At 70.8% G+C, this 25,727-nt stretch carries 21 protein-coding genes and 1 pseudogene; 10 read left to right on the top strand and 12 right to left on the bottom strand.

Annotation, left to right across the window (positions count from 1 at the left end; all coding sequences use genetic code 11):
• Window positions 1–173 precede the first annotated feature (173 nt).
• Both FHT37_RS18730 and FHT37_RS18725 read left to right on the top strand, forming a co-directional pair.
• Window positions 174–2,234: an NADPH-dependent 2,4-dienoyl-CoA reductase gene (locus FHT37_RS18730; protein ID WP_183483592.1), complete on the top strand. Its 2,061-nt coding sequence runs from the start codon at window positions 174–176 to the stop codon at window positions 2,232–2,234.
• A gap of 171 nt (window positions 2,235–2,405) precedes the next feature.
• Entirely contained in the window at window positions 2,406–4,697 is a 2,292-nt protein-coding gene (locus tag FHT37_RS18725) for an EAL domain-containing protein (RefSeq protein WP_183483590.1), read from the top strand.
• Here FHT37_RS18725 and FHT37_RS18720 read toward each other — a convergent pair whose 3' ends face one another.
• Together FHT37_RS18720 and FHT37_RS18715 are read right to left on the bottom strand one after the other, a co-directional pair.
• Window positions 4,698–5,051, bottom strand: coding sequence for a hypothetical protein (locus FHT37_RS18720; protein WP_141225384.1), 354 nt, complete (start codon window positions 5,049–5,051; stop codon window positions 4,698–4,700).
• A gap of 142 nt (window positions 5,052–5,193) precedes the next feature.
• Window positions 5,194–5,664, bottom strand: coding sequence for an Lrp/AsnC ligand binding domain-containing protein (locus FHT37_RS18715; protein WP_091729536.1), 471 nt, complete (start codon window positions 5,662–5,664; stop codon window positions 5,194–5,196).
• A 114-nt stretch (window positions 5,665–5,778) separates the two neighbouring features.
• Between FHT37_RS18715 and FHT37_RS18710 the strand changes: the two are divergent.
• Window positions 5,779–8,739 (top strand): annotated as a pseudogene (locus FHT37_RS18710) (L-glutamate gamma-semialdehyde dehydrogenase); the annotation flags it as partial.
• A gap of 678 nt (window positions 8,740–9,417) precedes the next feature.
• Here FHT37_RS18710 and FHT37_RS18705 read toward each other — a convergent pair.
• Window positions 9,418–9,765, bottom strand: a complete 348-nt coding sequence (locus tag FHT37_RS18705) for a hypothetical protein (RefSeq protein WP_183483586.1) — start codon at window positions 9,763–9,765, stop codon at window positions 9,418–9,420.
• Between the two features lie 197 nt (window positions 9,766–9,962).
• On the opposite strand from FHT37_RS18705, the gene FHT37_RS18700 reads away from it, so the two are divergent.
• The 5 genes from FHT37_RS18700 to FHT37_RS18680 all read left to right on the top strand — a co-directional run bounded on the left by FHT37_RS18700 (window position 9,963) and on the right by FHT37_RS18680 (window position 14,831).
• Complete coding sequence (locus FHT37_RS18700; protein WP_091729525.1) at window positions 9,963–11,402, top strand: PLP-dependent aminotransferase family protein; 1,440 nt, start codon at window positions 9,963–9,965, stop codon at window positions 11,400–11,402.
• A gap of 41 nt (window positions 11,403–11,443) precedes the next feature.
• A complete protein-coding gene (proC, locus tag FHT37_RS18695) occupies window positions 11,444–12,259 on the top strand; it encodes a pyrroline-5-carboxylate reductase (RefSeq protein ID WP_183483584.1) in 816 nt (271 codons plus the stop codon).
• A gap of 66 nt (window positions 12,260–12,325) precedes the next feature.
• The gene (locus FHT37_RS18690) at window positions 12,326–12,886 is read left to right on the top strand and encodes a chorismate lyase (RefSeq protein ID WP_091729518.1); all 561 of its coding nucleotides are present in this window, start codon (window positions 12,326–12,328) and stop codon (window positions 12,884–12,886) included.
• A gap of 75 nt (window positions 12,887–12,961) precedes the next feature.
• The gene (locus FHT37_RS18685; protein WP_183484187.1) at window positions 12,962–14,131 is read left to right on the top strand and encodes an HPP family protein; all 1,170 of its coding nucleotides are present in this window, start codon (window positions 12,962–12,964) and stop codon (window positions 14,129–14,131) included.
• Between the two features lie 85 nt (window positions 14,132–14,216).
• Window positions 14,217–14,831: a DUF4337 domain-containing protein gene (locus FHT37_RS18680; protein ID WP_147239983.1), complete on the top strand. Its 615-nt coding sequence runs from the start codon at window positions 14,217–14,219 to the stop codon at window positions 14,829–14,831.
• Window positions 14,832–14,903: 72 nt separating this feature from the next.
• Here the strand turns inward: FHT37_RS18680 and ubiA are convergent, their stop codons facing one another.
• The 7 genes from ubiA to FHT37_RS18645 form a co-directional block, all read right to left on the bottom strand.
• Window positions 14,904–15,821, bottom strand: coding sequence for a 4-hydroxybenzoate octaprenyltransferase (gene ubiA / locus FHT37_RS18675; protein ID WP_183483582.1), 918 nt, complete (start codon window positions 15,819–15,821; stop codon window positions 14,904–14,906).
• Between the two features lie 99 nt (window positions 15,822–15,920).
• Window positions 15,921–16,262: a helix-turn-helix domain-containing protein gene (locus FHT37_RS18670; RefSeq protein ID WP_183483580.1), complete on the bottom strand. Its 342-nt coding sequence runs from the start codon at window positions 16,260–16,262 to the stop codon at window positions 15,921–15,923.
• A gap of 37 nt (window positions 16,263–16,299) precedes the next feature.
• Window positions 16,300–17,286, bottom strand: coding sequence for a branched-chain amino acid ABC transporter permease (locus FHT37_RS18665; RefSeq protein ID WP_183483578.1), 987 nt, complete (start codon window positions 17,284–17,286; stop codon window positions 16,300–16,302).
• Window positions 17,283–18,170, bottom strand: a complete 888-nt coding sequence (locus FHT37_RS18660; RefSeq protein WP_147239979.1) for a branched-chain amino acid ABC transporter permease — start codon at window positions 18,168–18,170, stop codon at window positions 17,283–17,285. Before FHT37_RS18660 ends, FHT37_RS18665 begins: the two co-directional genes overlap by 4 nt.
• A gap of 89 nt (window positions 18,171–18,259) precedes the next feature.
• Entirely contained in the window at window positions 18,260–19,468 is a 1,209-nt protein-coding gene (locus FHT37_RS18655; RefSeq protein WP_091729485.1) for an ABC transporter substrate-binding protein, read from the bottom strand.
• 98 nt (window positions 19,469–19,566) lie between these two features.
• Window positions 19,567–20,277 (bottom strand): ABC transporter ATP-binding protein, encoded by a 711-nt coding sequence (locus tag FHT37_RS18650; RefSeq protein ID WP_091729481.1) that lies wholly within the window; start codon window positions 20,275–20,277, stop codon window positions 19,567–19,569.
• The gene (locus tag FHT37_RS18645; protein WP_183483576.1) at window positions 20,277–21,047 is read right to left on the bottom strand and encodes an ABC transporter ATP-binding protein; all 771 of its coding nucleotides are present in this window, start codon (window positions 21,045–21,047) and stop codon (window positions 20,277–20,279) included. Before FHT37_RS18645 ends, FHT37_RS18650 begins: the two co-directional genes overlap by 1 nt.
• A 390-nt stretch (window positions 21,048–21,437) precedes the next feature.
• Between FHT37_RS18645 and FHT37_RS18640 the strand changes: the two genes are divergently transcribed.
• Window positions 21,438–22,391 (top strand): MBL fold metallo-hydrolase, encoded by a 954-nt coding sequence (locus FHT37_RS18640; RefSeq protein WP_183483574.1) that lies wholly within the window; start codon window positions 21,438–21,440, stop codon window positions 22,389–22,391.
• A gap of 39 nt (window positions 22,392–22,430) precedes the next feature.
• Here the strand turns inward: FHT37_RS18640 and FHT37_RS18635 are convergent, their stop codons facing one another.
• Window positions 22,431–23,240, bottom strand: a complete 810-nt coding sequence (locus tag FHT37_RS18635; RefSeq protein ID WP_147239977.1) for an ABC transporter substrate-binding protein — start codon at window positions 23,238–23,240, stop codon at window positions 22,431–22,433.
• A 215-nt stretch (window positions 23,241–23,455) separates the two neighbouring features.
• Between FHT37_RS18635 and FHT37_RS18630 the strand changes: the two genes are divergently transcribed.
• A complete protein-coding gene (locus tag FHT37_RS18630; RefSeq protein ID WP_183483572.1) occupies window positions 23,456–23,998 on the top strand; it encodes an outer membrane beta-barrel protein in 543 nt (180 codons plus the stop codon).
• A 54-nt stretch (window positions 23,999–24,052) separates the two neighbouring features.
• On the opposite strand, the gene FHT37_RS18625 is transcribed toward FHT37_RS18630, so the two are convergent.
• Complete coding sequence (locus FHT37_RS18625) at window positions 24,053–25,693, bottom strand: peptide chain release factor 3 (RefSeq protein ID WP_183483570.1); 1,641 nt, start codon at window positions 25,691–25,693, stop codon at window positions 24,053–24,055.
• Window positions 25,694–25,727: the final 34 nt, after the last annotated feature.

The following is a 25,727-nucleotide window of genomic DNA, read 5'->3' as shown; positions in this document are numbered from 1 at the left end:
TGAACGAGGCCCGTGTTGCTGCGGCTTGTGGCCGCTTGCCAGGTTTGTGTAGTTCCATATCAAGACCGACACAGCATTGCTGGCGCCCGGCCCAGCGCGGGGCGCACCTGGGGTCTTCCCTCCTGGGTTCCACTCTCTAAACGGCCGGCGGGCGCGCCGCTAGCATCCGCGCCATGAATGCCTACCCGCAGCTGCTGTCGCCCCTGGACCTGGGCTTCACCACCCTCAGGAACCGCGTGCTGATGGGCAGCATGCACACGGGGCTGGAGGACTCGCGCAAGCACATCGGGCGCCTGTCCGAGTACTTCGCCGAGCGCGCCCGCGGCCAGGTCGGCCTGATCGTCACCGGCGGCTACGCGCCCAACATCGCCGGCTGGGCCAAGCCCTTCGCCGGCACCTTGATGACCGGCGGCGCCGCGCGGCGGCACCAGGCCATCACGCGCGCGGTCCACGCCGAGGGCGGCAAGATCGCGCTGCAGATCCTGCACACCGGCCGCTACGGCTACCACCCGTTCAACGTCGCGCCTTCGGCGCTGAAGTCGCCGATCTCGCCCTTCACGCCGCATGCGCTGAGCGAGCGCGGCATCGAGCGCCAGATCCGCGCCTTCATCCGCTGCGCCGTGCTGGCGCGCGAAGCGGGCTACGACGGCGTGGAGGTGATGGGCTCCGAGGGCTACTTCATCAACCAGTTCCTGGTCGCCGCGACCAACCAGCGCGACGATGCCTGGGGCGGCGACTTCGCGCGCCGCATGCGGCTGCCGGTGGAGATCCTGACCCGCATGCGCGAGGCCGTCGGGCCGGACTTCATCATCATCTACCGCCTGTCGATGCTGGACCTGGTCCCCGACGGCGGCAGCTGGGACGAGGTGCTGCAGCTCGCGCGCGCCGTCGCTCAGGCCGGCGCGACCATCATCAACACCGGCATCGGCTGGCATGAGGCCCGCATCCCGACGATTGCCACCAGCGTGCCGCGGGCCGGCTTCGCCTGGGTCACGAAGAAGCTGCGCGACCAGCTGCACGCCGAGGGCCTGCGCATCCCGCTGATCACCAGCAACCGCATCAACACGCCGGAGGTCGCCGAGTCGGTGCTGGCCGACGGCTCGGCCGACATGGTCTCGATGGCGCGGCCGCTGCTGGCCGACCCCGCCTTCGTGCGCAAGGCCGCGGAGGGCCGCGCCGACGAGATCAACACCTGCATCGCCTGCAACCAGGCCTGCCTGGACCATGTCTTCAAGCAGGAGGTCGCGTCCTGCCTGGTCAACCCGCGCGCCGGCCACGAGACGCTGCTGCGCATCGTGCCGGTGGCCCCGGAGCAGCGGCGCAAGCGCGTGGCCGTGGTCGGCGCCGGACCGGCTGGCCTGGCCGCCGCCACGACGCTGGCCGAGCGCGGCCATGCCGTCACCCTGATCGACGCCGCCACCGAGATCGGCGGCCAGTTCAACCTCGCCAAGCGCATCCCGGGCAAGGAGGAGTTCCACGAGACGCTGCGCTACTTCAAGCGGCGGCTGGAACTGCTGGGCGTGACGCCGCAGCTGGGCCGGCGCGTCGGTGCCCAGGACCTGATGGACTACGACGAGGTGCTGCTCGCCACCGGCGTCACGCCGCGCGATCCGCGCATCCCCGGCCAGGAGGAAGGCGTCGCGCGGGGCCAGGTCCTGACCTACCTGGAAGTGCTGCGCGGCGAGAAGCCGGTCGGCCGCCGCGTGGCGGTGGTCGGCGCGGGCGGCATCGGCTTCGACGTGTCGGAGTTCCTGCTGGAGCAGGGGCACTCGCTGGCGCTGGATGCGCCCGCCTGGCGCCGGCATTGGGGCGTCGGCGATCCGCAGGAGACCCGCGGCGGCCTGGCGCGTCCGCAACCCGAGCCGGCCGGGCGCGAGATCACGCTGCTGCAGCGCCGCGCCGGCAAGCTCGGCGCCGGCCTGGGCAAGACCACCGGCTGGATCCATCGCGCCGCGCTGAAGACGCACGGTGTACGGATGATCGGCGGCGTGCAGTACGAGCGCATCGACGCGGCCGGCTTGTGGATCAGCCGGGGCGAGGATCGCACCGAGCCCGAGCGCATCGACTGCGACACCATCGTGCTGTGCGCCGGCCAGGAGCCCTTGCGCGAACTCGAGGCGCCGCTGCGCGCGGCGGGCCGGTCGGTGCACCTGATCGGCGGTTCGGCCGAGGCGAAAGAATTGGACGCAAAGCGTGCAATCCTGCAGGGAACCCAGGTGGCGGCCTCGCTGTAAACCCTAGCGGCCCCTTCAGCCGCGCGCCGATACTCCGAAGGTCGAGCCAAAGGGAGCGGCCGCCACACGCGGTCGCCGCCGACCTGGGGCCAGCTGTTGCCCCTCCATTCATAAGAAAAGCTTGGGTGAGCCATGCGTCTTCGCCTGACCCGTCGTTGGGGATGCCTTGCCGTGTCCGCGCTGCTGCCTGCGTGCCTGAGCACGACGGCATGGGCCGGCGCGTCCGCGCCTGCGTCGGTCCAGGCGGCGGCGACCGGGATGGCCTCGCGCCTGCCGGCGTGGATCGATTCCGGCTCGACCGTGTTCTGGCTGGGCGCCGGCTGCGTGATCGGCGGCCTGACGCTGGGCGTGATGGTCAGCCTGTTCGTGCAGCAGCGCGGCCGGCTGCAACGCCGACGCGAGGAACTCAAGCGCGTGCGCCGCGAGCGCGCCCGCCTCAGCGCGCTGCTGAACGCGATCCCCGACCCGATGTATTTCAAGGACGCGAACGGCGCCTATGAGGGCTGCAATCCGGCCTTCGAGCGCGCCGTCGGCCTGAGCGAGCAGGAGATCATCGGCCGCCGCGACGCCGACCTGCCCAACCCGCCGGGCTGGGTCGACACGCAGGCCGACGGCCGCACGCTCACCTGGCGCGATGGCGCCGACGGCGGCGCCCGCTGCCTGGACGTACTCAGCGCGCCGGTGGTCGACGACGACCAGTACCTCGGCCAGGTCGCCATCGCGCGCGACATCACCCAGCTGCAGCAGGCCACCGATGCCGCCCGCCGCGCCGCCACCGTCTACGAGCACTGCGGCGAAGGGATCATGGTCATCGACCACAACCTGCGCATCGTCGACGTCAATCCGGCGCTGGTCGCGATGGTCGGCCACGACCGCCAGACGCTGCTGGGCAAGCGCCCGCTGCTGTTGCGCGAGGCCGAGCAGGACCCCGAGAAGCTGCGCGCGCTCTGGGCCGACATCGAGTCCCGCGGCAAGTGGAGCGGCGAGGTCACCGAGCGCCACAAGAACGGCGAATCGATCCCGATGTGGGCCACCTTCGTGAAGGTGCCGGCGCCGTCGGGCGATCCCGACCAGGTGCAGTACCTGAGCGTGCTGACCGACATCTCCCGCATCAAGCAGACCGAGGCCGAACTGCTGCACCAGTCGCTGCACGACAGCCTGACCGGCCTGCCCAACGCGGCGCTGCTGCGCGACCGCATCTCGCGCCAGATCGGCAACGCGCAGCGCGAGCACACCTGCGTGGCGGTGCTCTACATCGACCTGGACGGCTTCCGCGACGTCAACGACATCGCCGGCCATGCCGCCGGCGACCAGGTGCTGCTGACGGCCGCGGCGCGTTTCGCCAATGTCACGCGGCTGAGCGACTCGGTGGCGCGGGTGGGCGCGGATGAATTCGTCGTGGTGCTGTCCGGCCTGGTCGACGAGGAAACCGCGATGCGCCTGGGCGACCGCCTGATCCAGGCGATGGACGAGCCGGTCATCATCGACAACCACCGCTTCAATGTCGGCGCCAGCATCGGCCTGGCGCTGTTCCCGGCCGACGGCACGCAGGTCGACGAGCTGCTGCGCAATGCCGAGGTCGCCATGGTGCGCGCCAAGCTGCATGCGCGCGGCTCGGTCCAGGCCTACCGGCCGGAGCTGACCCAGGCGGTGCAGCAGCGCTTCGAGCTGACCCACGCGCTGCGCCAGGCCAACGAGGCCGCGCAGTTCCGCCTCGAATACCAGCCGCAGGTGCGCCTGAGCGACGGCCAGCTGATCGGCGCCGAGGCGCTGCTGCGCTGGCGGCATCCGACGCGCGGGCCGATCTCGCCGGCGGACTTTATCCCGCTGGCCGAGGAGACCGGCCTGATCATCCCGATCGGGCGCTGGGTGCTGGAGCAGGCCTGCGCGCAGGTGGCGCGCTGGCAGGGCCAGGAGGGCAAGCCGCAGCAGGTCGCGGTCAACGTGTCCGCCCGCCAGCTGCGTCAGCCCGATTTCATCGAGACGCTGGACTTCATCCTCGGCGAGACCGGCTGCCCGCCCAGCGCGCTGGAGCTGGAGGTCACCGAGAGCCTGCTGCTGGAGGATGCCGAGCAGGCCATCAGCCTGCTGACCCGCATCTCCAAGCGCGGCGTGCGCGTGGCCATCGACGATTTCGGCACCGGTTATTCCTCGCTGGCCTACCTGAAGCGCATGCCGGTCAGCACGCTGAAGATCGACCGCAGCTTCGTCCACGAACTCAGCAGCGACGCCAACGTCGCCGCGATCGCGCGCACGGTGATCGTGCTGGCGCGCAGCCTCAACCTGGACGTGCTGGCCGAGGGCGTGGAGACGCTCGAGCAGGCCGAGTGGCTGCGCCGCGAAGGCTGCGACTGGGCCCAGGGCTGGTACTACGGCCGCCCGATGCCGGCCGAGGACTTCGTGCTCACGCCGCCGCCCGAGCCGCTGCGCCGCGCGCCGGCCAAGCGGCTGCAGCTGGCCTGATCAGGCGTCGCCGTCGCCGTTCACGCGGCGCCGGGGCGCGGTCGGCGGGGCCGGCTCGCTGACCCAGAGCCGCCATTCGCGGGCGCTGATCTCGCGCACTTCCAGGCCGCGCCTGAGGACGTAGCTCGAGTCATGCCAGCTCTCGACCGGACCGGCGACGGTGCGCTTGGGCGGGGGTTCGAAGCCGAACTCGGAGTCGCCGAAGCTGCTGCCGCTGTCCGCGTACTGGCTCTCGCCATGGCTGAAACGGCTCTCGCCGTAATGGCTGGGATACAGGCTGTCGGACCCGCCGCCGGTCGCCATCGGCCTGGACGCCGCGGGCGGGAGCTGTGGGAGGGAGGACCGGTACTTCATCGCTGGAACTCCGGGATCACGGGGAAGGGGCACTCCATGGTGATCCTCTCGGCCCGCGACCGTCAGCCCGCAGATGGAGGGGCTGGCGGGGGAGGACATCTCCCCCTTGAAATCACTTGCCGGCGTCGGCGGTGTGTGCAAGTCACAGCGGTAGCGCTGTCGTGTGCTTCACCTCTTCCATCACCGCGTAGGTCCGCGTCTCGCGCACGCCCGGCAGCGTCCAGATGACGGCGCCGATGAACTCGCGGTAGGCCGCCATGTCCGACACCCGCGTCTTGAGCAGGTAGTCGAAGCCGCCCGCCACCAGGTGGCATTCCAGGATCTCCGGCCGCGCCTGCACCGCGGCGCGGAAGTTGTCCATGACGTCGTGGACGGTGCGGTCCAGCAGGATCTCGATGAACACCAGCATCTGCGCGCCCAGCTTGGCCGGATTCAGGCGCGCCTCGTAGCCGAGGATGAAGCCCTCGCGCGTCAGCCGCCGCACCCGCTCCAGCACCGCCGTCGCGGACATCTGCACCTCCTCCGCCAGCTTCAGGTTGCTGATGCGCCCGTCCTGCTGCAGCAGCGCGAGGATGCGCCGGTCGATCTTGTCCAGGTCCTGGAGGTCGCTCATGCTGGATTCCGTGCGGTGGATGGCCTAAACATTGGAGATTAATTCGGAGCCCTCCTTTTTACACTCACGATATTCGCTAGGGGAGCGCCCCTCGCACGAACATTCGAGGATCCCATGACCGCCTTCGCCCTGCCGCCCGAGACCTCCCGCCTGCCGGACCCCTACCGCGAGGAGCTGCCGCTGGTGCGCGCGCTGGCCGCGCCGCTGCAGACGCTGCACTGGCCGGCGGTGGTCGACCAGGCGCGCCCCTGGGTGCAGCAGGTGCGCGCGAACCCGGCGCCGTTCTGGGCGATGGAGTCGCTGCTGCGCGAGTACCCCATCACCAGCGCCGAGGGCCTGGCCCTGATGCGCCTGGCCGAGGCGCTGCTGCGCGTGCCCGACGCGGAGACCGCCATCGCGCTGACCGCCGACCAGCTCGGCCGCGCCGACTTCGAAGGCGGCTCGGACGGCCCGCACAAGATGCTGGCCGGCCTGGCGGCGAGCGCGATCTCGCTGTCCAAGAAGTTCCTGCCGGACGCCGAGTCCGATGGCGGCCTGATGAAGCGCCTGGGCGCGCAGACGGTGGTGGCCGCGACGGTGCGGGCGATCCAGTTGCTGGGCCGCCAGTTCGTGCTCGGCCGCAACATCCAGGAGGCGATGAAGGAGGCCGACGCCGCGCGCAAGGCGCAGGCGCAGCTGCGCTTCTCCTACGACATGCTGGGCGAGGGCGCCCGCACCGAGCGCGATGCCGAGCGCTACCAGGCCTCCTACCTGAATGCGATCGCCGCCATCGCCGCCGGTCGCAAGGCCGAGTCGCCGGAGGGCAGCGACGGCATCTCGATCAAGCTGTCGGCGCTGTTCTCGCGCTACGAGGTGCTGCAGCGCGAGCGCGTCTACGCCGAGCTGCTGCCGCGCGTGTGGCAGCTGGTCGAGAAGGCGGCGCAAGCCAACATCAACCTGACGATCGACGCCGAGGAGGTCGACCGGCTGGAGCTGTCGCTGGAGCTGCTGGACGCGCTGGCGGCGCGCATCGCCACCCACTTCCCGCAGTGGCGCGGCTTCGGCCTGGCGGTCCAGGCCTACCAGACGCGTGCCCGCGACGTGGTGGAGGTCGTCGCCGCGATCGCCCGCCGGCATGGGCTGCGCTTCATGGTGAGACTGGTGAAGGGCGCCTACTGGGACGGCGAGATCAAGCGCGCCCAGGAGCAGGGCCTGCCCTGCTACCCGGTCTACACGCACAAGCCGCACACGGACGTGTCCTACCTGGCCTGCGCGCAGGCGCTGCTGCAGCACCACGACGTCATCTACCCGCAGTTCGCGAGCCACAACGCCGGCACCATCGCCGCCATCCTGCAGATGGCCCGCGCACTGGGCGCCAAGTTCGAGATGCAGCGCCTGCACGGCATGGGCGAGGGCATCTACCGCGAGGTGCTGAAGGACGGCAGCATCCCCTGCCGCGTCTACGCGCCGGTCGGCGAGCACCGCGACCTGCTGGCCTACCTGGTGCGCCGCCTGCTGGAGAACGGCGCCAACTCCTCCTTCGTCCACCAGCTGGCCGATCCGACGGTGGCGCCGGAGGAGCTGCTGGCCTCGCCGATGACGCAGATCCAGGAGGCCGCGGCGCTGCCGCTGCCGGTGGCGCTGTACCGCGACGCGGCGGGCCGCGGCCGCGACAACTCCGCGGGCCTGGACCTGGCGGTGCCGGCGCAGCGCCAGCCGCTGCTGGACGCGCTGGCCGCCTGCAACGTGCCGACGCTGACGGAAGCCTCGCCCGATGAAGTGGACACGGTGATGGCGCGCCTGCAGGGCGGCTTCGCCGGCTGGAACGCGACGCCGGTGGCCGGGCGCGCCGCGGTGCTGCGCCGCGCCGCCGACGCGCTGCAGGCGCAGCTGCCGCAGTACTGCGCGCTGCTGGTGAAGGAGGCCTACAAGAGCTTCGGCGACGCGATCAGCGAAGTCCGCGAGGCCATCGACTTCCTGCGCTACTACGCCGATGAAGCGGAGCGCCTGGCCGCCGATGGCGTCGCGCTGAACGGCCGCGGCGTGTTCGTCTGCATCTCGCCGTGGAACTTCCCGCTGGCGATCTTCGCCGGCCAGGTGGTGGCGGCACTGGCCGCCGGCAATGCCGTCGCCGCCAAGCCGGCCGAGCAGACGCCCGCGGTCGCGGCCGAATGCGTGAAGCTGCTGCATGCCGCCGGCGTCCCCGAGGACGCGGTGCAACTGGTGCATGGCCGTGGCGAGACCGTCGGTGCGCGCCTGGTGGCCGCGCCGCAGACGGCGGGCGTGTGCTTCACCGGCTCGACGCAGGTGGCGCAGATCATCAACCGCCAGCTGGCGGCCAAGCCCGGCGCCGCGGCGCTGCCGCTGATCGCCGAGACCGGCGGGTTGAACGCGATGATCGTGGACTCGACCGCGCTGCCCGAGCAGGTCATCGACGCCGTCGTGCAATCGGCCTTCCGCAGCGCCGGCCAGCGCTGCTCGGCGCTGCGCCTGCTGGCGGTGCACGAGGCGGTGGCCGATGGCGTCATCGAGATGCTGCGCGGCGCGGTCAAGGAACTGCGCGTCGGCGACAGCGCCGATCTGGCCACCGACGTCGGTCCGCTGATCGACGACGAGGCCTTCCAGGGCGTCTCCCGGGAAGTCCAGCGCCTCAAGCGCGAGGCGACGCTGATCGCCGAGGCGGTGCCGGCCGATGCCTGCCCGCGCCTGCTGCCGCCGGTGGCGGTCGAGCTGCCGACGATCGCCTCGCTGAAGCAGGAGATCTTCGGCCCGGTGCTGCATGTCGTGCGCTGGAGCGGCGACGTGGACGGCGTCGTGCGCGAGATCAACGCGCTGGGCTACGGCCTGACGCTGGGCATCCAGACCCGCATCGACAGCCGCGCGCTGCGCCTGGCGTCGCAGGCGCGCATCGGCAATGTCTATGTGAACCGCAACATCATCGGCGCGGTGGTCGGCGTGCAGCCGTTCGGCGGCGAGGGCATGTCGGGCACCGGCCCGAAGGCGGGCGGCCCGCACTACCTGCTGCGTTTCGCGGCGCAGCCCAAGGTCGAGGCGACCGAAGCGGCGGCCCCGGCGTTGGTGACGACGGTCGCCGGCGCGGACCTCGGGCCGCTGTTCGCGGCGCACGAGAGCTGGGCCGAACGCGCGCTGGACGAGCGCGCCACCGCGCTGGAACGCGCCAGCGCCGGCCAGCCGCCGGTGGTGGCCGGAGCCTGGCGCACGCTGGGCGCGGCCGCGCGTCGTGCGCTGGTGGATGTGAAGCTGCCCGGCCCGACTGGCGAGAGCAACGAGCTGCGCCTGCACGGCCGCGGCGTGATCGCGGTGCTGGCGCAGGGGGCGTCGACCGAGGAACTGGCGCGCGCGCTGGGCGCGGCGCTGGTGGCGGGCAACGCGGTGGCGGTGGTGGGCGGCGGCGACACGGCGCAGGACCTGCGCACCGCGCTGATGCGCGGGGGCGTGGCGGCGGCGGCGATGCAGTTGCTGCCGGCCGACCAGCTCGGCGCGGTGCTGCGCGCGGCGAAGCTGGCCGGCGTGATCGCGCCCGCGGGCCTGCAGCTGGCGGCGCAGCGCGAGCTCGCCGGCCGCGACGGCGCGATCCTGCCGGTCGTGCCGATGATGGAACTGGCGGATGCGCGCCAGCTCTACCGCCTGGTCGCCGAGCAGACGCTGACGATCAACACCGCGGCCGCCGGCGGCAACGCCGCGCTGCTGGCAGGCGTGCACTGAGCCTCTGCGCTTCAGCGCCCCCAGCGCCGCGTGCCTGGCGCCCGGCGCTCAGCGCCGAAGGCTGAACCGGCCGACGCCGTCCCGGGAGGGACGGCCGTCGATCCGCCACCAACCGGTGCGCGGCACGATCCAGGTCTCCCCTGCGCGCAGGCGCATCGGTTGCGGCCAGCAGTGGTCGGCCCACAGCGCGGGCGCGTCCTCGACGCTGATCTCGCCGCCGCGCAGGTGCAACACCGTGCCGCGGGCCAGCCGCAGCAGCGTCGACTGACCGGCCGCCAGCGCGTGATCGTCGGCGGTCGACGCTTGCCTCGGCGCCATCGCCTTCGCCAGACGGGTCGGCACGTGCTGCCCGGACCACGGCGCGGGCAGCCATCTCAGGACATGGGTGAGGAACATGAGGTCATCGCCCGACCGGTCGCGGGTCCGGGCGCCATGAGGATGATGGGGACCAGTGTTCCGATCGCCGCCGCGTCGCGACAGGTACAGCCGACCGATTTGTTCTGCGCAACAGCGCTCGCGCGCTTGCTGTTCCGTATCCACTGCCCGCCCGCTGTTCCGGTGTCGCGCGGACCGCCGGGCGCAGAATCGCCGCCATGGACGCCACCGACCCCCTCTACGCCCAGGTCGCCGCGCATTACCGCCAGGCCATCACCGCCGGCACGATGCCGCCGGGCAGCCGGATGCCGTCGGTGCGCACGCTGATGGGGCTGCACCGGGTGAGCCTCAGCACCGCGCTGCAGGCCTATCGGCTGCTGGAGAGCCAGGGCCTGCTGCAGGCCCGGCAGCGCGCCGGCTACTTCGTCCGCCCGCCACGGCCCACGCGCCTGGCCCGCGCGGCCGAACCGCGCCAGACGCAGGCGGACCCGGCGCGTTTCGTCGGCGTGCATGAGCGGATCTCGGACATCCTCACCCGCGGCATCGCGGCCAAGCCCGAGGTCAATCTGTCCGGCGCCTGCGCGCATCCCTCGCTGTACCCGACCCGCGCGCTGGCGCTGCACGGCCAGCGCCTGCTGCGCCGCCGTCCGGAGATCCTTGGCACGCAGCCCGATCCGCAGGGGCTGCTCGGTCTGCGCCAGGCGTTGTCGCGCCTGGCGCTCAACGCGCAGATCCAGCTCGACCCCTCGCAGCTGGTCATCACCCATGGCTGCACCGAGGCGCTGAGCGTCGCGCTGCGCGCGGTGACGACGCCTGGCGATGCGGTCGCCGTCGAATCGCCCACCTACTACGGCCTGCTGCAGCTGCTCGAAAGCCTGGGCCTGCGCGCGCTCGAGATTCCGACCAGCCCGCACACGGGCCTGTCGGTCGAGGCCCTCGAGGCCGCCGCCGCGCAGGAGCCGCGGCTGAAGGCGGTGGTGGTGGTGCCCAACCTGCAGAACCCGCTCGGCGCGGTGATGCCCGACACGGCCAAGCAGGCCTTGCTGGCGCGCTGCGAGGCCCGTGACCTGGCACTGATCGAGGACGACACCTACGCGCTGCTGTGCGACACGCCGCAGCGCGCGATCAAGTCCTGGGACACGACCGGGCGGGTGATCTTCTGCTCCTCGCTGCACAAGACGCTGGCGCCGGGCATGCGCGTGGGCTGGATCGCCGCCGGGCGCTGGCAGCCGCGGGTGGAGATCCTCAAGTACGCGCAGAGCCGGCCCAACGAGATGCTGGGGCAGGCGATCCTCGCGGAGTTCCTGGCCGGCGGCCAGATCGACCGCCACCTGCGGGCCCTGCGCGCGAAGCTCGCCACGCAGCGCGAGCAGATGGCCGCGGCGCTGTCCGACGAGCTGCCGACCGGCACGCGCCTGTCCATGCCGCCGGGCGGCCCCAGCCTGTGGGTGGAATTGCCCGAGGGGCTGTCGTCGCTGGCGCTTTTCGACGCGGCGCTGGAGAAGGGCGTGCGGCTGGGCCCGGGGCTGATGTATTCGAACTCGGACCGCTTCGACAACTTCATCCGCATCAACGCCGGCAATCCGATGGACGAGGCGCAACGTCGCGCCATCGCGACGCTGGGCCAGCTCTGCGCGTCGATGCTGCGCGGGCGCTGACCGTCCTCCCGCCCGAGGGCCCGCGGCTACACTGCCGGCCCATGAGTTCCTGCATCGCATTCATCGGTGGCGGCAACATGGCCAGCGCCATCATTGGCGGCCTGCGCCGCGCCGGGCATCCGGCCGAGGACCTGCTGGTGGTCGAGCCCTTCGAGGCGCAGCGCGAGCGCCTGGCCGCGGACTTCGGCCTGCGTCCGATGGCGACCGCCGATGCCGCGCTGTCGCGCGCCCGCGCGGTGGTCTGGGCGGTCAAGCCGCAGCTGTTCCAGGAAGCCGCCGAGCCGGTGGCGCCGCATGTGGGCGGCGCGCTGCAGCTGTCGGTGATGGCCGGCCTGCGCGCCGACGCGATCGCCCGCGCCACGGGCGCCGCGCGCGTCGTCCGCGGCATGCCCAACACGCCGGCGCTGATCGGGCAGGGCATCACCGGACTGCATGCGAGCGCCGCCGTGACCGCGGACGATCGCGCGCTGGTCGAGCAACTGCTGCAGGCGACCGGTCGCACGCTGTGGGTCGATGCCGAGGGCGACCTCGACACCGTCACCGCGCTGTCGGGCTCGGGCCCGGCCTACTTCTTCTTCCTCGTCGAGCACATGGTCGCCGCCGCCCGGGCGCTGGGCCTGGACGAGGCCAAGGCCCGCGAGCTCGCGCTGGCGACCTGCGGCGGCGCTGCCGCGCTGGCCCTGCAGTCGGGGGAATCGCCGACCGCGCTGCGCGAGAAGGTGACCTCCAAGGGCGGCACCACGCATGCGGCGATCACCAGCCTGCAGGCGGACGGCGTCGGTGATGCGATCGAGCGCGCGGTGAAGGCCGCGCATCGGCGCGCGGGCGAGCTGGGCGACGAGTTCGGGCGCGGCTGACGCCCCGTGCTTCACGCGCCGCGCCGACGTCCGCCGATGTCCTGATCCAGAGTTCCGTTCCGACCGATGGGGATCGCCGATCGCTGGGGCCTGCGCGCGTGGCTGCGCGCGCCGGGCTCGCTGAGCAAGCGCCTGGCCGCGACCGGCCGCCGCTACGAGGTGCTGGTGCTGCGCCAGACGGTGGCGCCGCTGCGGCCGCAGGAGCGCGCCGCGCTCGGTTTGCCGCGTCGCGGCCTGACCGTGGTGCGCGAGGTGCTGCTGCATGTCGACGGCCAGCCGCTGGTGTGGGCGCGCTCGGCGGTGCATGGCCATTCGCTGGCGGGGCCCTGGAAGGCGCTCAAGGGACTGGGCAGCCGGCCCCTGGGCCATCTGCTCTACGACGATCCCCGCATCCATCGCAGCGAGCTGCAGCCGCGCCGCGTGACCCGCCATGGCGCGACCCACCGGCAGATGCAGCGCCAATGGCTGGCCGCGACCGGCACCGAGGCGCCCGCGCGGATGCAGTGGTCGCGCAATTCCGTCTTCACCCGGCACGGGCAGCAGCTGCGGGTGATGGAGATGTTCGTGCCCGACGTCGCGCTGCGCGACCCCGGGCCGCTGCGGCGCAAGTCGCGGCCTCGGCGCTGAACGCCGCCGAGCCGCGCGCGACGCCCACCGGAGACGCCGATGCCTGATCCGACTTCCCCTGCCGATGCCGGGCCGATGACGCTCGGGGCGCGCCTGGTCGGCGCGTTCCGGCGCTGGCTGCAGGCGCTGCGGCCCGCGCCGATGCGCGTCGATGCCGGCGAGCGCCTGCGCGTGGTGGCCGGCGCGATCGCCGGCGTGCTGGTGACGGCCGTGCTGATGGAGCTGCTAGCGCGCCATGCGCCGGGCGTGCCGCGGCTGGTCGCGCCGCTCGGCGCGAGCGCGGTGCTGGTCTTCGGCGTGCCCGCCAGCCCGCTCGCGCAGCCGTGGGCGGTGGTGGTCGGGAACACCGCGTCGGCGCTGGTGGGCATCGCCTGCGTGCATCTGTTCGGCGGCGTGCCGGAACTGGCCGCCGCGATCGCCGTCGGCGGCGCCATCGGGCTGATGTTCCTGCTGCGCTGCCTGCATCCGCCCGGCGGCGCGGCGGCGCTGCTGATGGTGCTGTCGGGCGCGCACGACTGGCACGTCGCGCTCGACACGGTGCTGCCGAACTCGGCGCTGCTGGTCGCGGCGGGCATGCTCTACAACGGCGTCACCGGCCGGCGCTATCCCCACCCGCAGGTGGCCGCGCCCGCCGCGGCGCCGGCCCGCGGCGGTCCGGCCGGCGAGGCGACCGCCTTCAGCGGCGCCGACCTGGAGACCGTGCTGGCCCATTACAACCAGGTGCTGGACATTCCCCGCGACGACCTGCAGGCCATCGTCGACGAGGCCGGCCTGCTGGCCGCGCGGCGGCGGATAACGACGCTGCGCTGCGCCGACGTGATGTCGCGCGAGGTGAAGACGGTGGAATGGGGCACGCCGCTGCAGGAGGCCTGGTCGCTGCTGCGGGAACACCACATCAAGGCGCTGCCGGTGGTGGACCGCGCGCGGCGCGTGGTCGGCATCGTGACGCTGGCGGACTTCCTGCGCGGCGCCTCGCTCGACCTGCACGCGGACTGGGCGACCCGGCTGCGACAGCTGATCCGTCCGACGCCCTCGACGCACAGCGACAAGGCGGAGGTCGTGGGCCAGATCATGAGCCGGCAGGTGCGCGTGGCCAGCGCGGACCGCCCACTGGCGGACCTGGTGCCGCTGTTCGCGGCGACTGGGCACCACCACATCCCCATCGTCGGCGACGAGGCGCGGCTGGTCGGGATCCTGACGCAGTCCGACCTGGTCGCGGCGCTGGCCCGGGTGGATCGCCTGTAGGCCGCCTGGCGCGGCGATCCGTACAGGTCCCGCTCAGGTTCGCTCGGTATGCTGCGGCCGCTCCGTTTTCCTGGATGCCGCGCCGATGGACATCGACCCCGAAGAACTGATCGAGAACGCCCGCCAGGCCGTGGACCGGCCCGAGGCCGCCGCGCGCCCGTCGCGGCTCAATGCCGTCGTGGCGGTGACCGTCGCGCTGCTGGCGACCTTCATGGGCATCTGCAAGGTCAAGGACGACAACATCAACCAGAACATGCAGCAGGCGCAGGCCGACAAGATCGACCACTGGGCCTTCTACCAGGCCCGCAACGCCCGCGAGGAGATCGCCAAGGCGGCGCTGACGCAGCTGAAGCTGCAGGCGCTCGGCGCGCCGGAGTCGGCCGCCGACGGCTACCGGCAGGCGATCGCGCACTACGAGACGCTGGCGGCCGAGCAGTCGGCCAAGAAGGACGAACTGCGCAAGCAGGCCGAGGCCGACCAGCAGCGCTACGACGCGCTCAACTTCCGCGACGACCAGTTCGACCTGTCCGATGCGTTGCTGGCCATCGCGATCGCGCTGCTGGCGATCACCGCGCTGACGCAGATGTGGGCGCTCTTCGCGGTGGCCATGGTGCCGACGGTGTTCGGCGTGCTGATGGGCCTGGCCGGGCTGGGCGGCTGGCCGCTGCATCCGGACCTGATCGTCCAGCTGCTGTCCTGAGCCGCGCGCCGGGCCGGACGTGGGAACGGGCGCACGAGGCGCCCGTTTGTCATGGGATCGCGACCGCGGCGCTCAGCGCAGCGCCAGGTCCAGCACCGTGCCCGCGAAGATCGCGAAGCCGACCCAGTGGTTCTCGCGGAAGGCCTTGAAGCAGCCGTCGCGGCCGCGGTCCTTGATCAGCGTGTAGTGCCAGACCACCTGCGCCGCTGCGGCGGCGAGGCCCGCCAGGAACCAGTGGCCCATGCCCAGGCGCAGGCCCAGCGCCGCCCACAGCGCGAGGAAGACGACATAGAAGGCCATCACCCCGATGACGTCGAAGCGGCCCAGCGTCAGCGCGGAGGTCTTGATGCCGATGCGGATGTCGTCGTCGCGGTCGACCATCGCGTATTCGGTGTCGTAGGCCAGCACCCAGAACAGGTTGGCGGCGAGCAGTCCCCAGGCCGACAACGGCACCGAGGCGGCGATCGCCTGCAGGCTCCACTCGCGCCCGCCCAGCGCCGCGGAGAAGGCCATCGGGATGCCGAAGGAGAACGCGACGCCCAGCACGGCCTGCGGCATCGAGACCCAGCGCTTGGTGAACGGATAGAGGATGGTCACCGCGAGCGCGGCGAAGGACAGCAGGATGGTGGGCGGGTTGGTCGTCAGCACCAGCGCGAAGGCGACCAGCGACAGCACCGCGCCGAGCACCAGGGCTTCCTTCACCGAGACCAGCCCGGCGGTGACGGGTCGCTGGGCGGTGCGCTTGACGTGCTTGTCGAAGTCGCGGTCGGCGACGTCGTTGACGGCGCAGCCGGCGCTGCGCATCAGGAAGGTGCCGATCGTGAAGACCAGCAGCAGGTGCCAGCCCGGCCAGCCGTCGGCGGCCATCCACAGCGCGGAGAGCGTCGGCCACAGCAGCAGGTAGGTGCCGGCCGGCCGATCCCAGCGGATCAGGTTCAGGTAGAGCGACAGACGCGACGGCGCGGCGGGGGAGGGGGCGGCGGGAGTCATGGCGGGATTGTCGCGCTGCGGGCCGCACGCGTTGCGCGTAGTGCTCATGGCAGCTTGCGGCGAAGCTCGGCGCTTTAGCGTGCCAGGCTATGGAGGTCCTTAGAAGTTCAGCTCCTCGAGTTCCGCCTGCGTGAGGCTACGAACTCGGCGGCGCTGATCCTCGCGTTGCTGTTGCAAGAGGGCGGGATCGCTCTCGGTCAGAAGCTCGACCAACGTCATCCCTGGCGCTATCGCATCCAGATAGCGCAACAACTGGCCCATTGCCAGCCCCGGCTCGCCCCGTTCGATGCGGTAAGCCGTGTTGCGCGATAGACCGGCGCGAATTGCGGCATCCGCCTGCTTGATCTGGCGCGCTACCCGCAGCCGCGCCAGGAGATCGCTCAGTTGAGCGCACTCGGATTGCAGATGGACTGGCAGGGCGGAGAGCTGATGAACTTTCATGCTCGTCAAATCGAGCCTTATCTCGATAACGCTCGATTTAACGAGCATTCCCCGGCCTGCGGAACCGCTCCACCAGCGCCCCCGCCTCGCCCACCAGCCCGCGACGGAAGGCCAGCACGCACAGGATGAAGATCAGCCCGGTCACCAGGCTCACCGATTCGCCCAGGCCAGTGAACCACTGGACCCCGGTCACGCCGGCCAGCCACTGGCCCAGGTCGCCGATCTTGTTCTCCAGCGCGATGATCACCAGCGCGCCGACGATCGGCCCCACCATCGTCCCCATGCCGCCCACCAGCGTCATCAGGATCACCAGGCCCGAGGTCGTCCAGATCGCGTCGGTCAGCGTCGCGAAACCCAGCACCAGTGTCTTGGTCGCGCCCGCCAGCCCCGCCAGCCCCGCCGACAGCACGAAGGCCATCAGCTTGAAGCGCGCCGCGTCGTAACCCAGCGAGGTCGCCCGCGCCTCGTTCTCGCGGATCGAGGTCAGCACCTGCCCGAACGGCGAGTGCACCGTCCGGTAGATCAGCCAGAACCCGAACACGAAGATCGCGAGCACCAGGTAGTACAGCGCGGTGTCGTTCTCCAGGTTGATGCCCAGGACGCTGCCGCGCGGCACCGACTGCAGGCCGTCCTCGCCGCCGGTGAACGGCGCCTGCAGGAAGTAGAAGAACAGCATCTGCGCCAGCGCCAGCGTGATCATCGAGAAGTAGATGCCCGAGCGCCGGATCGCCAGCAGCCCGAACACCAGTCCCGCCAGCGCCGCCATCAGCGTGCCGAAGGCGATCCCCAGCAGCGGCGGGAAGCCCCACACCTTCAGCGCATGCCCGGCGGCGTAGGCCGCCGCGCCCAGGAAGGCGGCATGGCCGAAGCTCAGCAGCCCGGTGAAGCCGATCAGCAGGTTGAAGGCGCATGCGAAGAGCGCATAGCACATCACCTTCATCGCGAAGATCGGATACACGCCCAGGAAGGGCAGCAGCGCGATGGCGACGAACAGGGCGGCGTAGCCCAGCGGTTTCTTGTTCATTTCTCTTTGCCGAACAGGCCGGCGGGACGCACCAGCAGCACCAGGGCCATGATGACGAACACCACGGTGTTGGAGGCTTCCGGATAGAAGACCTTGGTCAGGCCCTCGATCACGCCCAGCCCCAGGCCGGTCAGGATCGAGCCCAGGATGGAGCCCATGCCCCCGATCACCACCACCGCGAAGACGACGATGATCAGGTTGGAGCCCATCAGCGAATTCACCTGCAGGATCGGCGCCGCGAGCACGCCCGCGAAGCCCGCCAGCGCCACGCCGCCGGCGTAGGTCAGCGTCACCAGCCGCGGCACGTTGACGCCGAAGGCCTGCACCAGCTTCGGGTTCTCGGTGCCGGCGCGCAGCGTCGCGCCCAGCGAGGTCTTCTCGATCAGCACCCACACGCCCAGGCACACCACCAGCGAGGCGACCACCACCCAGGCCCGGTAGTTCGGCAGGATCATGAAGCCCAGGTTGGTGGCGCCCTGCAGCGCCTCGGGCGCCGAGTAGGGCTGCCCGCCCACGCCGAAGAAGGAGCGGAAGACGCCCTCGATCACCAGCGTCAGCCCGAAGGTCAGCAGCAGGCCGTAGAGGTGGTCCAGCTTGTAGAGCCACTGCAGCAGCAGCCGCTCGATGACCAGGCCGAAGGCGCCCACGATCAGCGGCGCGATCAGCAGCATCGCCCAGTAGTTGATGCCGAAGTACTCCAGCCCCATCCACGCCAGGAACGCGCCCATCATGTAGAGCGCGCCATGGGCGAAGTTGATGATGTTCAGCATGCCGAAGATGACGGCCAGCCCCAGCGACAGCATCGCGTAGAACGAGCCGTTCACCAGCCCCAGCAGCAGCTGGCCCAGCAGCGCGGGCAGGGGGACACCAAAGAAGTCGGTCATGCGTCGTCGCTCATCGTCATCGTCTTGGACATCGCGGCGGACCGGCACGCGCGCAGCCAGGCCGCGCGACGCGCCAGCGCCGGTTCAGCTCACTTCTTGACCAGCGGGCACTTGGAGTCGGCCAGCTTGGTGAAGGCGTCGTCGCCCGGGATGCGGGTCACGACCTTGAAGTAGTCCCAGGGCTCGGTGGACTCCTTGGCCGACTTCACCTGCAGCAGGAACATGTCGTGCACGCCGCGGCCGTCTTCCTTGCGGATCGTGCCCTTGGTGTAGAAGTCGTTGATCGGCGTGGCCTTCATCTGGGCCACCACCTTGTCGCCGTCGTCGGTCTTGATGGCCTCCACCGCCTTCAGGTAGTGCGCCACCGCCGAGTAGTCCGCCGCCTGCAGCGACGAGGGCATGCGCTTCATCTTCTCGAAGAAGCGGCGCGCCCAGGCGCGTGCCTCGGGGCTCTGGTTCCAGTACCAGCTGTCGGTCAGGTACATGCCCTCGGTGGTCTTCAGGCCCAGCGAATGCACGTCGTTGATGAACATCAGCAGGCCGGCCAGCTTCATCGTCTTGGTGATGCCGAACTCGTTGGCCGCCTTGACCGCGTTGATGGTGTCGCCACCCGCGTTGGCCAGGCCCAGGATCTGGGCCTTGGAGCTCTGCGCCTGCAGCAGGAAGGAGGAGAAGTCGCTCGCGTTCAGCGGGTGCTTCACCGCGCCCAGCACCTGGCCGCCGGACTTGGTCACCACCGCCGAGGTGTCGGCCTGCAGCGAGGTGCCGAAGGCGTAGTCCGCCGTCAGGAAGTACCAGCTCTTGCCGCCGGCCTTGGTCACCGCCGCGCCCGTGCCGTTGGCCAGGGCCACCGTGTCGTAGGCGTAGTGGATGGTGTAAGGCGTGCATTCCTCGTTGGTCAGGCGCGAGGTGCCGGCGCCGATCGAGATGAAGGGCTTCTTCTTCTCCGCCGCCACCTTGGCCATCGCCAGGCTGGTGCCGGAGTTGGTGCCGCCGATCAGCAGGTCCAGGCCTTGCGTGTCGAACCACTCGCGCGCCTTGGACGCGGCCACGTCGGCCTTGTTCTGGTGGTCGGCGAAGACCAGCTCGATCTTCTTGCCGGCGGCCATGCCCTTGGCATCCGCGATCGCGAGGCGGATCGCCTCCACGCCGCCGGCGCCGTCGATGTCCGCGTAGACGCTGGACATGTCGGTGATGATGCCGATCCTGACCACGTCGCCGGAAATCTGCGCCTGCGCGCCGAAGCTGCCGCAGGCCAGCACCGAGGCCAGGGCAAGGGTCTTGAGGGTCGTCTTCATCGCTTGTCTCCTTTTCTAACGGCCTCGTCGGGCCACGCGGGTTTCAGACTCGAAGCTCGAAATCAACGGGGGCGGTCACGCGGTGACCGCACGGGGATTCACACGCTCAGCAGCTCGTCGAGCAGCGCGCGCTTGCTCTCGAGCTGCGCGGCGGCGAAGGACTCGACCACCTGGCCGTGCTCCATCACGACGAAGTGGTCCGCCAGCGGCGCGGCGAAGCGGAAGTTCTGCTCCACCATCACGATGGTGAAGCCCTGCGCCTTGAGCGCGGTGATCATGCGGGCCAGCGCCTGGACGATGACCGGGGCCAGGCCCTCGGAGATCTCGTCCAGCAGCAGGATGTCGGCCCCGGTGCGCAGGATGCGGGCCACGGCCAGCATCTGCTGCTCGCCGCCCGAGAGCCGCGTGCCCTGGCTGTGCCGGCGCTCGGCGAGGTTGGGGAACATCGCGTAGATCTCGTCCTCCGACATCACCTTGCCGCGCCCGCCCTTGAGCGTCGGCGGCAGCCGCAGGTTCTCCTCGGTGCTGAGCGAAGCGAAGATGCCTCGCTCCTCCGGGCAGTAGCCCAGGCCCAGCCGCGCGATGCGGTGCGTGGGCAGCTGCACGGTTTCCTGGCCGTGGACCTTGATCGAGCCGCTGCGGCGGTCGGTCAGGCCCATGATGGCGCGCAGCGTCGTCGTGCGGCCGGCGCCGTTGCGGCCCAGCAGGGTCAACACCTGGCCCTGCGGCACGGCCAGGTCGATGCCGTGCAGGATGTGGCTTTCGCCGTACCAGGCCTGCAGGCCCTTGATCTCGAGCGCGTACGCCATCAATGCGCTCCCTGCAGCTCGGCGACCTCGGAGCCCATGTAGGCCTCGAGCACCTTCGGATGGCGGGAAACGGTGGCGTAGTCGCCCTCGGCCAGCACGGCGCCGCGCGCCAGCACGGTGATGCGGTCGGCGATGCTGCTGATCACCTTCATGTTGTGTTCCACCATCAGCACGGTCCGTCCTTCGGCGACGCGCTTGATCAACGCGGTGACGCGGTCCACGTCCTCGTGGCCCATGCCCTGGGTCGGCTCGTCGAGCAGCATCAGCTCCGGCTCCATCGCCATCGTCGTGGCGATCTCCAGCGCCCGCTTGCGGCCGTAGGGCAGGTCGGCGGCGCGCAGCGCGGCCATGTCGCGCAGGTCGACGAGCTCCAGCAGCTCCAGCGCGCGGCCGTCCAGCTGGCGCAGGCCGCCCAGGCCCTTCCAGAAGTGATAGCTCGTGCCGGTGAAGCGCTGCAGCCCGATGCGCACGTTCTCCAGCACCGTCAGGTGGGGGAACACGGCCGAGATCTGGAAGGAGCGGATCACGCCGCGGCGGGCGATCTGGGCGGGCTTCTCGCCGGTGATGTCGTGGCCGTTGAAGAGGATCTGGCCGCGGGTCGGCGTCAGGAACTTCGTGAGCAGGTTGAAGCAGGTGGTCTTGCCGGCGCCATTGGGGCCGATCAACGCATGGATGTGACCGCGCTGCACTTGCAGGTCGACGGAGTCCACGGCGGTGAAGCCCTTGAACTCCTTGGTCAGTTTGCGTGTCTCCAGGATGAGGGTGCTCATCGGCGCAAGGTGGGCGCCGGTGTGCGGAGCCTCTGTAGTGGAGCCAGGAATTTAGGGCCCCGGCGGGCGCCCTCGACAGCGTAAAACCCTTTACGCAGCATTGCGCAAGGGCTAACCCGGGGGCCTTCGTCAAGGGCGTGCCCGGCAGGTTCGGATCACGCAACAGGCGTCTTTCACGAGGCTGACGACCGGGGGCCAGGACGTGCCACAACAGCGGCACAGCGAACGCGTGTCACCAGAATCTCCTGCGGGAGAGCGGTGCTTCTTCCGATCGGGGAGCGCGCGCCGCGGGCCGCGTGGCTATGCTGCGCGCCTGCTCGAACGCAGGACATCCCCGAGGCGCGCCGGACGCGCCTCGCGACACGACATGACAAGCACAGGAGGTTCCTCATGACCCGTTCCGGAAAGTTCGCCGCCCTCGGTCTCGCGCTCGCGCTGGCCGCGGCGGGCGTGCAGGCGGCGGCCCCGCAGGTGAAGACCCAGGCGCCGGGCTACTACCGCCTGATGCTGGGCGATTTCGAAGTCACCGCTCTCAGCGACGGCACCGTCGATCTGCCGGTGGACCAGCTGATGGACAAGGCCAAGCCCGGCAGCGTGGTGAAGGCGCTGGGCAAGCAGTTCCTGAAGCCGCCGGTGGAGACCTCGATCAATGGCTACCTGATCAACACCGGCACCAAGCTGGTGCTGATCGACACCGGCGCCAATGGCGCCTTCGGTCCGACCACCGGCAAGCTGCTCGCCAACCTGAAGGCGGCGGGCTACCAGCCCGAGCAGGTCGACGAGGTCTACATCACCCACCTGCATCCCGACCATGCGGCCGGGCTGAGCAAGGACGGCCAGGCGCTGTTCCCGAACGCGGTGGTGCGGATGGACCAGCACGACGCCGACTACTGGCTGAACCTGGACAACGCCGCCAAGGCGCCGGCCGGGCACAAGGACTTCTTCGCCGCCGCGATCGCGGCGCTCAAGCCCTACAAGGACGCGGGCCGGCTCAAGCCGTTCAGCGGCGAGACCGAGCTGGTGCCGGGCGTGCGCACGCACGCGGCCTACGGCCACACGCCGGGCCACACGGTCTACATGGTCGAGAGCCAGGGCCAGAAGCTGGCGGTGTGGGGCGATCTGATGCACGTCGCCGCGGTGCAGTTCCCGGACCCGTCGGTGACGATCGCCTTCGACACCGATTCGAAGGCGGCGATGCCGCAGCGCAAGCTGGCCTACGCCGATGCGGCGAAGCAGGGCTACTGGGTGGCGATCGCGCATGTGTCCTTCCCCGGCATCGGCCACGTGGCCGCCGACGGCAAGGGCTATCGCTGGGTGCCGGTGAACTACAGCATCAAGCCTTGAGGGGCAGGGCGACGGCGGGCGGGCCGCCCGTTGTCGCCCTCAATCGAAATACTGCTGCCGCAGGCGCTCGTAGCGCCCATCCCGCCTGAGGCGGTCCAGCGCGACCTGCAGCCGCCGCGCGACCGCCGGGTCGCTGTCGGCGGGCAGGCCGAACCAGTAGGCCTTGTCCACGTCCATCGACAGCACCGGCGTCAGCGTCGAGTACGGCAGCTTCAACTCGCGCAGGTGCCAGGCCGCGGCCCAGTCCAGCATGACGATCAGGTCCATGCGGCCGGCGAGCAGCTTGCGCAGGTTGGTGGCGTCGTCCAGGCCCAGTTCCAGCTCCTGCTCCGGCCGCAGGCCGTCCGCCAGCAGCTGACGGGCGGCGGCCGAGTCCCGCGACACCCCCAGCCGCAGCCCGTTGAGCTGCTTGAGGCTGGCCGGGCGCACGTCCGTGCGGTGGCGCAGCCGGTACACGAGGATCCGGCGCGGACTGATCGGGCCGACCCAGCGGTATTGGTGTTCGCGCTCTGGCGTGCGCACCAGCGAGAACAGCACGCTGTCGGCGCGCCGCGCCGCTTCCTGCACCGAGCGCTGCCAGGGCAGCACCTCGATGCGCAACCGCACACCGGCCTCGGCGCTCATCAGACGCAGCAGCTCGGTGCTGAAGCCGCTCGCCTCGCCCGCTTCGGCGTAGTTCAGCGGCGGCAGGTTCTCGGTGAAGGCGACCAGCTCGCGCGGCGCGTCCTGGACCGCGCTGGCCGGCACCTGCGCGGCGATCGCCGTCGGCATCGCGCCCGCGATCAGGCCCGCCGCCAGCAGGAGGCAGCTCAGACGGCGCTCCTGCAGGGGCTCGATCACGTTCGGCATCGGCGCAGTGTAGGAAGCGGTGATGACACGGCGCCAACGGGGCGCCCGGTGAAACGTCAACAAGGTCACGGCATCAAGCCCGGGGAAGCCCTTTCCCTCCGAAGAGGGGAACGGCGTGCAGGCGCGCGCCCGTCGGCGCGGCGACGGCTATCCTGCGCGCCGCCGCGAAGTCGCCAGGATCGGCGCCGCGCCACATTTCCCAGGGAGAACACCACATGAAGACGCTTCGGGTCGCCGCGATGGCCGCCCTGATGGCCACCGGGGCCACCTCCGCCACCTCGACCATGGCCGCCCCTGCCGCCGAATTGGGCGAGCCGCTCGTTTACGCCTCGATCGCCGCGGGCGGTGTCGATGGCAGCCACGAGTCCTACAAGCGCGACGGCAGCCAGCTGTCGATCGGTTATGGGCTGGGTTATCGCTTCAATGCCAACTACAGCGTCGAGCTGTATTCCCGCAGCCTGGAGTTCAAGATCTTCGGCCCGCGCCGCGACTTCGAATATCCGGACTCGCATGTCGGCATCGCGGCCGTGGGCCGCTATCCGCTGGCGCGGATGTTCAGCCTGACCGGTCGCGTCGGCATCGGCCGCACCAAGATGTCCCGCGACGACGGCGTGAACCCGAGCGACAAGACCACCGTGACCGCCGGCGTCGGTGCCGCGCTGGAGTTCGGCCGCCACGTCGCGCTGACCGCGGGCTACGAGCGCTTCTCCGGCATCAACACCGGCCTGTGGCTGGTGGGCTGGCAGCTGGCGTACTGAGCCACCGGTCGCCGGGGCGCCGCAGCGCCGGCCCCCGGCCCGCCCCGCGCCGTCTCAGGCGTCCATCTGCTTCTGGAAGACCAGGCCCGCGTGCTCGCGCAGCGCGTGGAACTTGATCTTGGGCCAGTTCTCCTGCATCGCGCGCAGCTCGCCGGCGTACTCGAGCAGCACCGTCGGCGCGTTGACCGCGTCCCAGGCCACGCGGTGGGCGTTGTGGTCGATGAAGCGGCGCAGCTCCTTCTCGCCGCCGTCGGCCTCGTCGCAGGTCACCCAGCGCGCGACGTTGTAGCGCGCCGGCGTGATGCGGGCCTTGACGCCGTACTCGTGCTCCAGGCGGTGCGCGACGACTTCGAACTGCAGCTGGCCGACCGCGCCCAGCAGCAGTACGCTGCCGGCCTCGGGGCGGAAGACCTGGATCGCGCCTTCCTCGCCGAGCTGGCGCAGGCCCTCGCGCAGTTGCTTGGTCTTGAGCGGGTCCGCCACCTCGACCGAGCGGAACATCTCCGGCGCGAAGAAGGGCAGGCCGGTGTACTGCAGCGCCTCGCCCTCGGTGATGGTGTCGCCCAGTTGCAGCACGCCGTGGTTGGGGATGCCGATGATGTCGCCGGCGAAGGCCTCGTCCAGCAGCTCGCGGCGCTGCGACAGGAAGCTCACCACCGTGTTGGGCCGCAGCTCCTTGCCCGAGCGCACGACCTTGAGCCGCATGCCGCGCTCGAAGTGGCCCGAGGCCACGCGCAGGAACGCGATCCGGTCGCGGTGCGCCGGGTCCATGTTGGCCTGGATCTTGAAGACCACGCCGGTGAACTTGGGCTCCTCGGGCTGCACCACGCGCTGCATCGCGGCGCGCTCGGCCGGCGCGGGCGCCAGCTCGACCAGCGCGTCCAGCACTTCCTGCACGCCGAAGTTGTTCACCGCGGAGCCGAAGAACATCGGCGTCTGCCGGCCGGTGAGGAAGGCGTCCTCGTCGAAGGCGGGGGCCGCCTCGTTGACCAGCTCGATCTCGCCCTGCGCGTTCTCGTACTGCATGCCGAAGCGCTCGACATAGGCCGGGTTGTCCAGGCCCTCCAGCACTTCCTCGGTGCCGGCGGCGCGGTCCTCGCCGGGCGAGAACACGCGCATGCGCTGCTGACGCAGGTCCATCACGCCGTGGAAATGCTTGCCCATGCCGACCGGCCAGGTGAAGGGGACCACCGTCATGCCCAGTTCGCGCTCGATCTCGTCCATCAGCGCCAGCGGCTCCTGGACCTCGCGGTCGAGCTTGTTGACGAAGGTGAGGATCGGCGTGTTGCGCGCGCGGCAGACCTGCAGCAGGCGGCGGGTCTGCGGCTCCACGCCGTTGGCCGCGTCGATGACCATCAGCGCCGCGTCGACGGCGGTCAGCACGCGGTAGGTGTCTTCCGAGAAGTCCTGGTGGCCCGGGGTGTCCAGCAGGTTGATGACGCAGTCGCGGTATTCCATCTGCATCACCGACGAGGCCACCGAGATGCCGCGCTGCTTTTCGATCTCCATCCAGTCGGAGGTCGCGTGGCGCGAGGCCTTGCGCGCTTTCACCGAGCCCGCGATCTGGATCGCGCCGGAGAACAGCAGCAGCTTTTCCGTCAGCGTGGTCTTGCCCGCGTCAGGGTGCGAAATGATGGCGAAAGTGCGGCGGCGGCGCACTTCGGACTGGATACGGCTGGGCTGATCGGTGGACATGACGGCTCTTGGGCGGCGAACCCGCGATTATCGG

It is taken from the genome of Mitsuaria sp. BK037, from assembly GCF_014193045.1.
Classification (GTDB): Bacteria; Pseudomonadota; Gammaproteobacteria; order Burkholderiales; family Burkholderiaceae_C; genus Roseateles.
The sequence above is the reverse complement of the archived record's forward strand: the minus strand, read 5'-3'. Positions and strand labels throughout refer to the sequence as shown.

What these genes read in the sequence shown, in the direction of transcription:
- FHT37_RS18730 (WP_183483592.1), top strand. Translation starts at nt 174, where the DNA reads ATGAATGCCTACCCGCAGCTGCTGTCGCCCCTGGACCTGGGCTTCACC.
- FHT37_RS18720 (WP_141225384.1), bottom strand. Translation starts at nt 5,051, where the DNA reads ATGAAGTACCGGTCCTCCCTCCCACAGCTCCCGCCCGCGGCGTCCAGG.
- FHT37_RS18715 (WP_091729536.1), bottom strand. Translation starts at nt 5,664, where the DNA reads ATGAGCGACCTCCAGGACCTGGACAAGATCGACCGGCGCATCCTCGCG.
- FHT37_RS18705 (WP_183483586.1), bottom strand. Translation starts at nt 9,765, where the DNA reads ATGTTCCTCACCCATGTCCTGAGATGGCTGCCCGCGCCGTGGTCCGGG.
- FHT37_RS18700 (WP_091729525.1), top strand. Translation starts at nt 9,963, where the DNA reads ATGGACGCCACCGACCCCCTCTACGCCCAGGTCGCCGCGCATTACCGC.
- proC (WP_183483584.1), top strand. Translation starts at nt 11,444, where the DNA reads ATGAGTTCCTGCATCGCATTCATCGGTGGCGGCAACATGGCCAGCGCC.
- FHT37_RS18690 (WP_091729518.1), top strand. Translation starts at nt 12,326, where the DNA reads ATGGGGATCGCCGATCGCTGGGGCCTGCGCGCGTGGCTGCGCGCGCCG.
- FHT37_RS18685 (WP_183484187.1), top strand. Translation starts at nt 12,962, where the DNA reads ATGACGCTCGGGGCGCGCCTGGTCGGCGCGTTCCGGCGCTGGCTGCAG.
- FHT37_RS18680 (WP_147239983.1), top strand. Translation starts at nt 14,217, where the DNA reads ATGGACATCGACCCCGAAGAACTGATCGAGAACGCCCGCCAGGCCGTG.
- ubiA (WP_183483582.1), bottom strand. Translation starts at nt 15,821, where the DNA reads ATGACTCCCGCCGCCCCCTCCCCCGCCGCGCCGTCGCGTCTGTCGCTC.
- FHT37_RS18670 (WP_183483580.1), bottom strand. Translation starts at nt 16,262, where the DNA reads ATGAAAGTTCATCAGCTCTCCGCCCTGCCAGTCCATCTGCAATCCGAG.
- FHT37_RS18665 (WP_183483578.1), bottom strand. Translation starts at nt 17,286, where the DNA reads ATGAACAAGAAACCGCTGGGCTACGCCGCCCTGTTCGTCGCCATCGCG.
- FHT37_RS18660 (WP_147239979.1), bottom strand. Translation starts at nt 18,170, where the DNA reads ATGACCGACTTCTTTGGTGTCCCCCTGCCCGCGCTGCTGGGCCAGCTG.
- FHT37_RS18655 (WP_091729485.1), bottom strand. Translation starts at nt 19,468, where the DNA reads ATGAAGACGACCCTCAAGACCCTTGCCCTGGCCTCGGTGCTGGCCTGC.
- FHT37_RS18650 (WP_091729481.1), bottom strand. Translation starts at nt 20,277, where the DNA reads ATGGCGTACGCGCTCGAGATCAAGGGCCTGCAGGCCTGGTACGGCGAA.
- FHT37_RS18645 (WP_183483576.1), bottom strand. Translation starts at nt 21,047, where the DNA reads ATGAGCACCCTCATCCTGGAGACACGCAAACTGACCAAGGAGTTCAAG.
- FHT37_RS18640 (WP_183483574.1), top strand. Translation starts at nt 21,438, where the DNA reads ATGACCCGTTCCGGAAAGTTCGCCGCCCTCGGTCTCGCGCTCGCGCTG.
- FHT37_RS18635 (WP_147239977.1), bottom strand. Translation starts at nt 23,240, where the DNA reads ATGCCGAACGTGATCGAGCCCCTGCAGGAGCGCCGTCTGAGCTGCCTC.
- FHT37_RS18630 (WP_183483572.1), top strand. Translation starts at nt 23,456, where the DNA reads ATGAAGACGCTTCGGGTCGCCGCGATGGCCGCCCTGATGGCCACCGGG.
- FHT37_RS18625 (WP_183483570.1), bottom strand. Translation starts at nt 25,693, where the DNA reads ATGTCCACCGATCAGCCCAGCCGTATCCAGTCCGAAGTGCGCCGCCGC.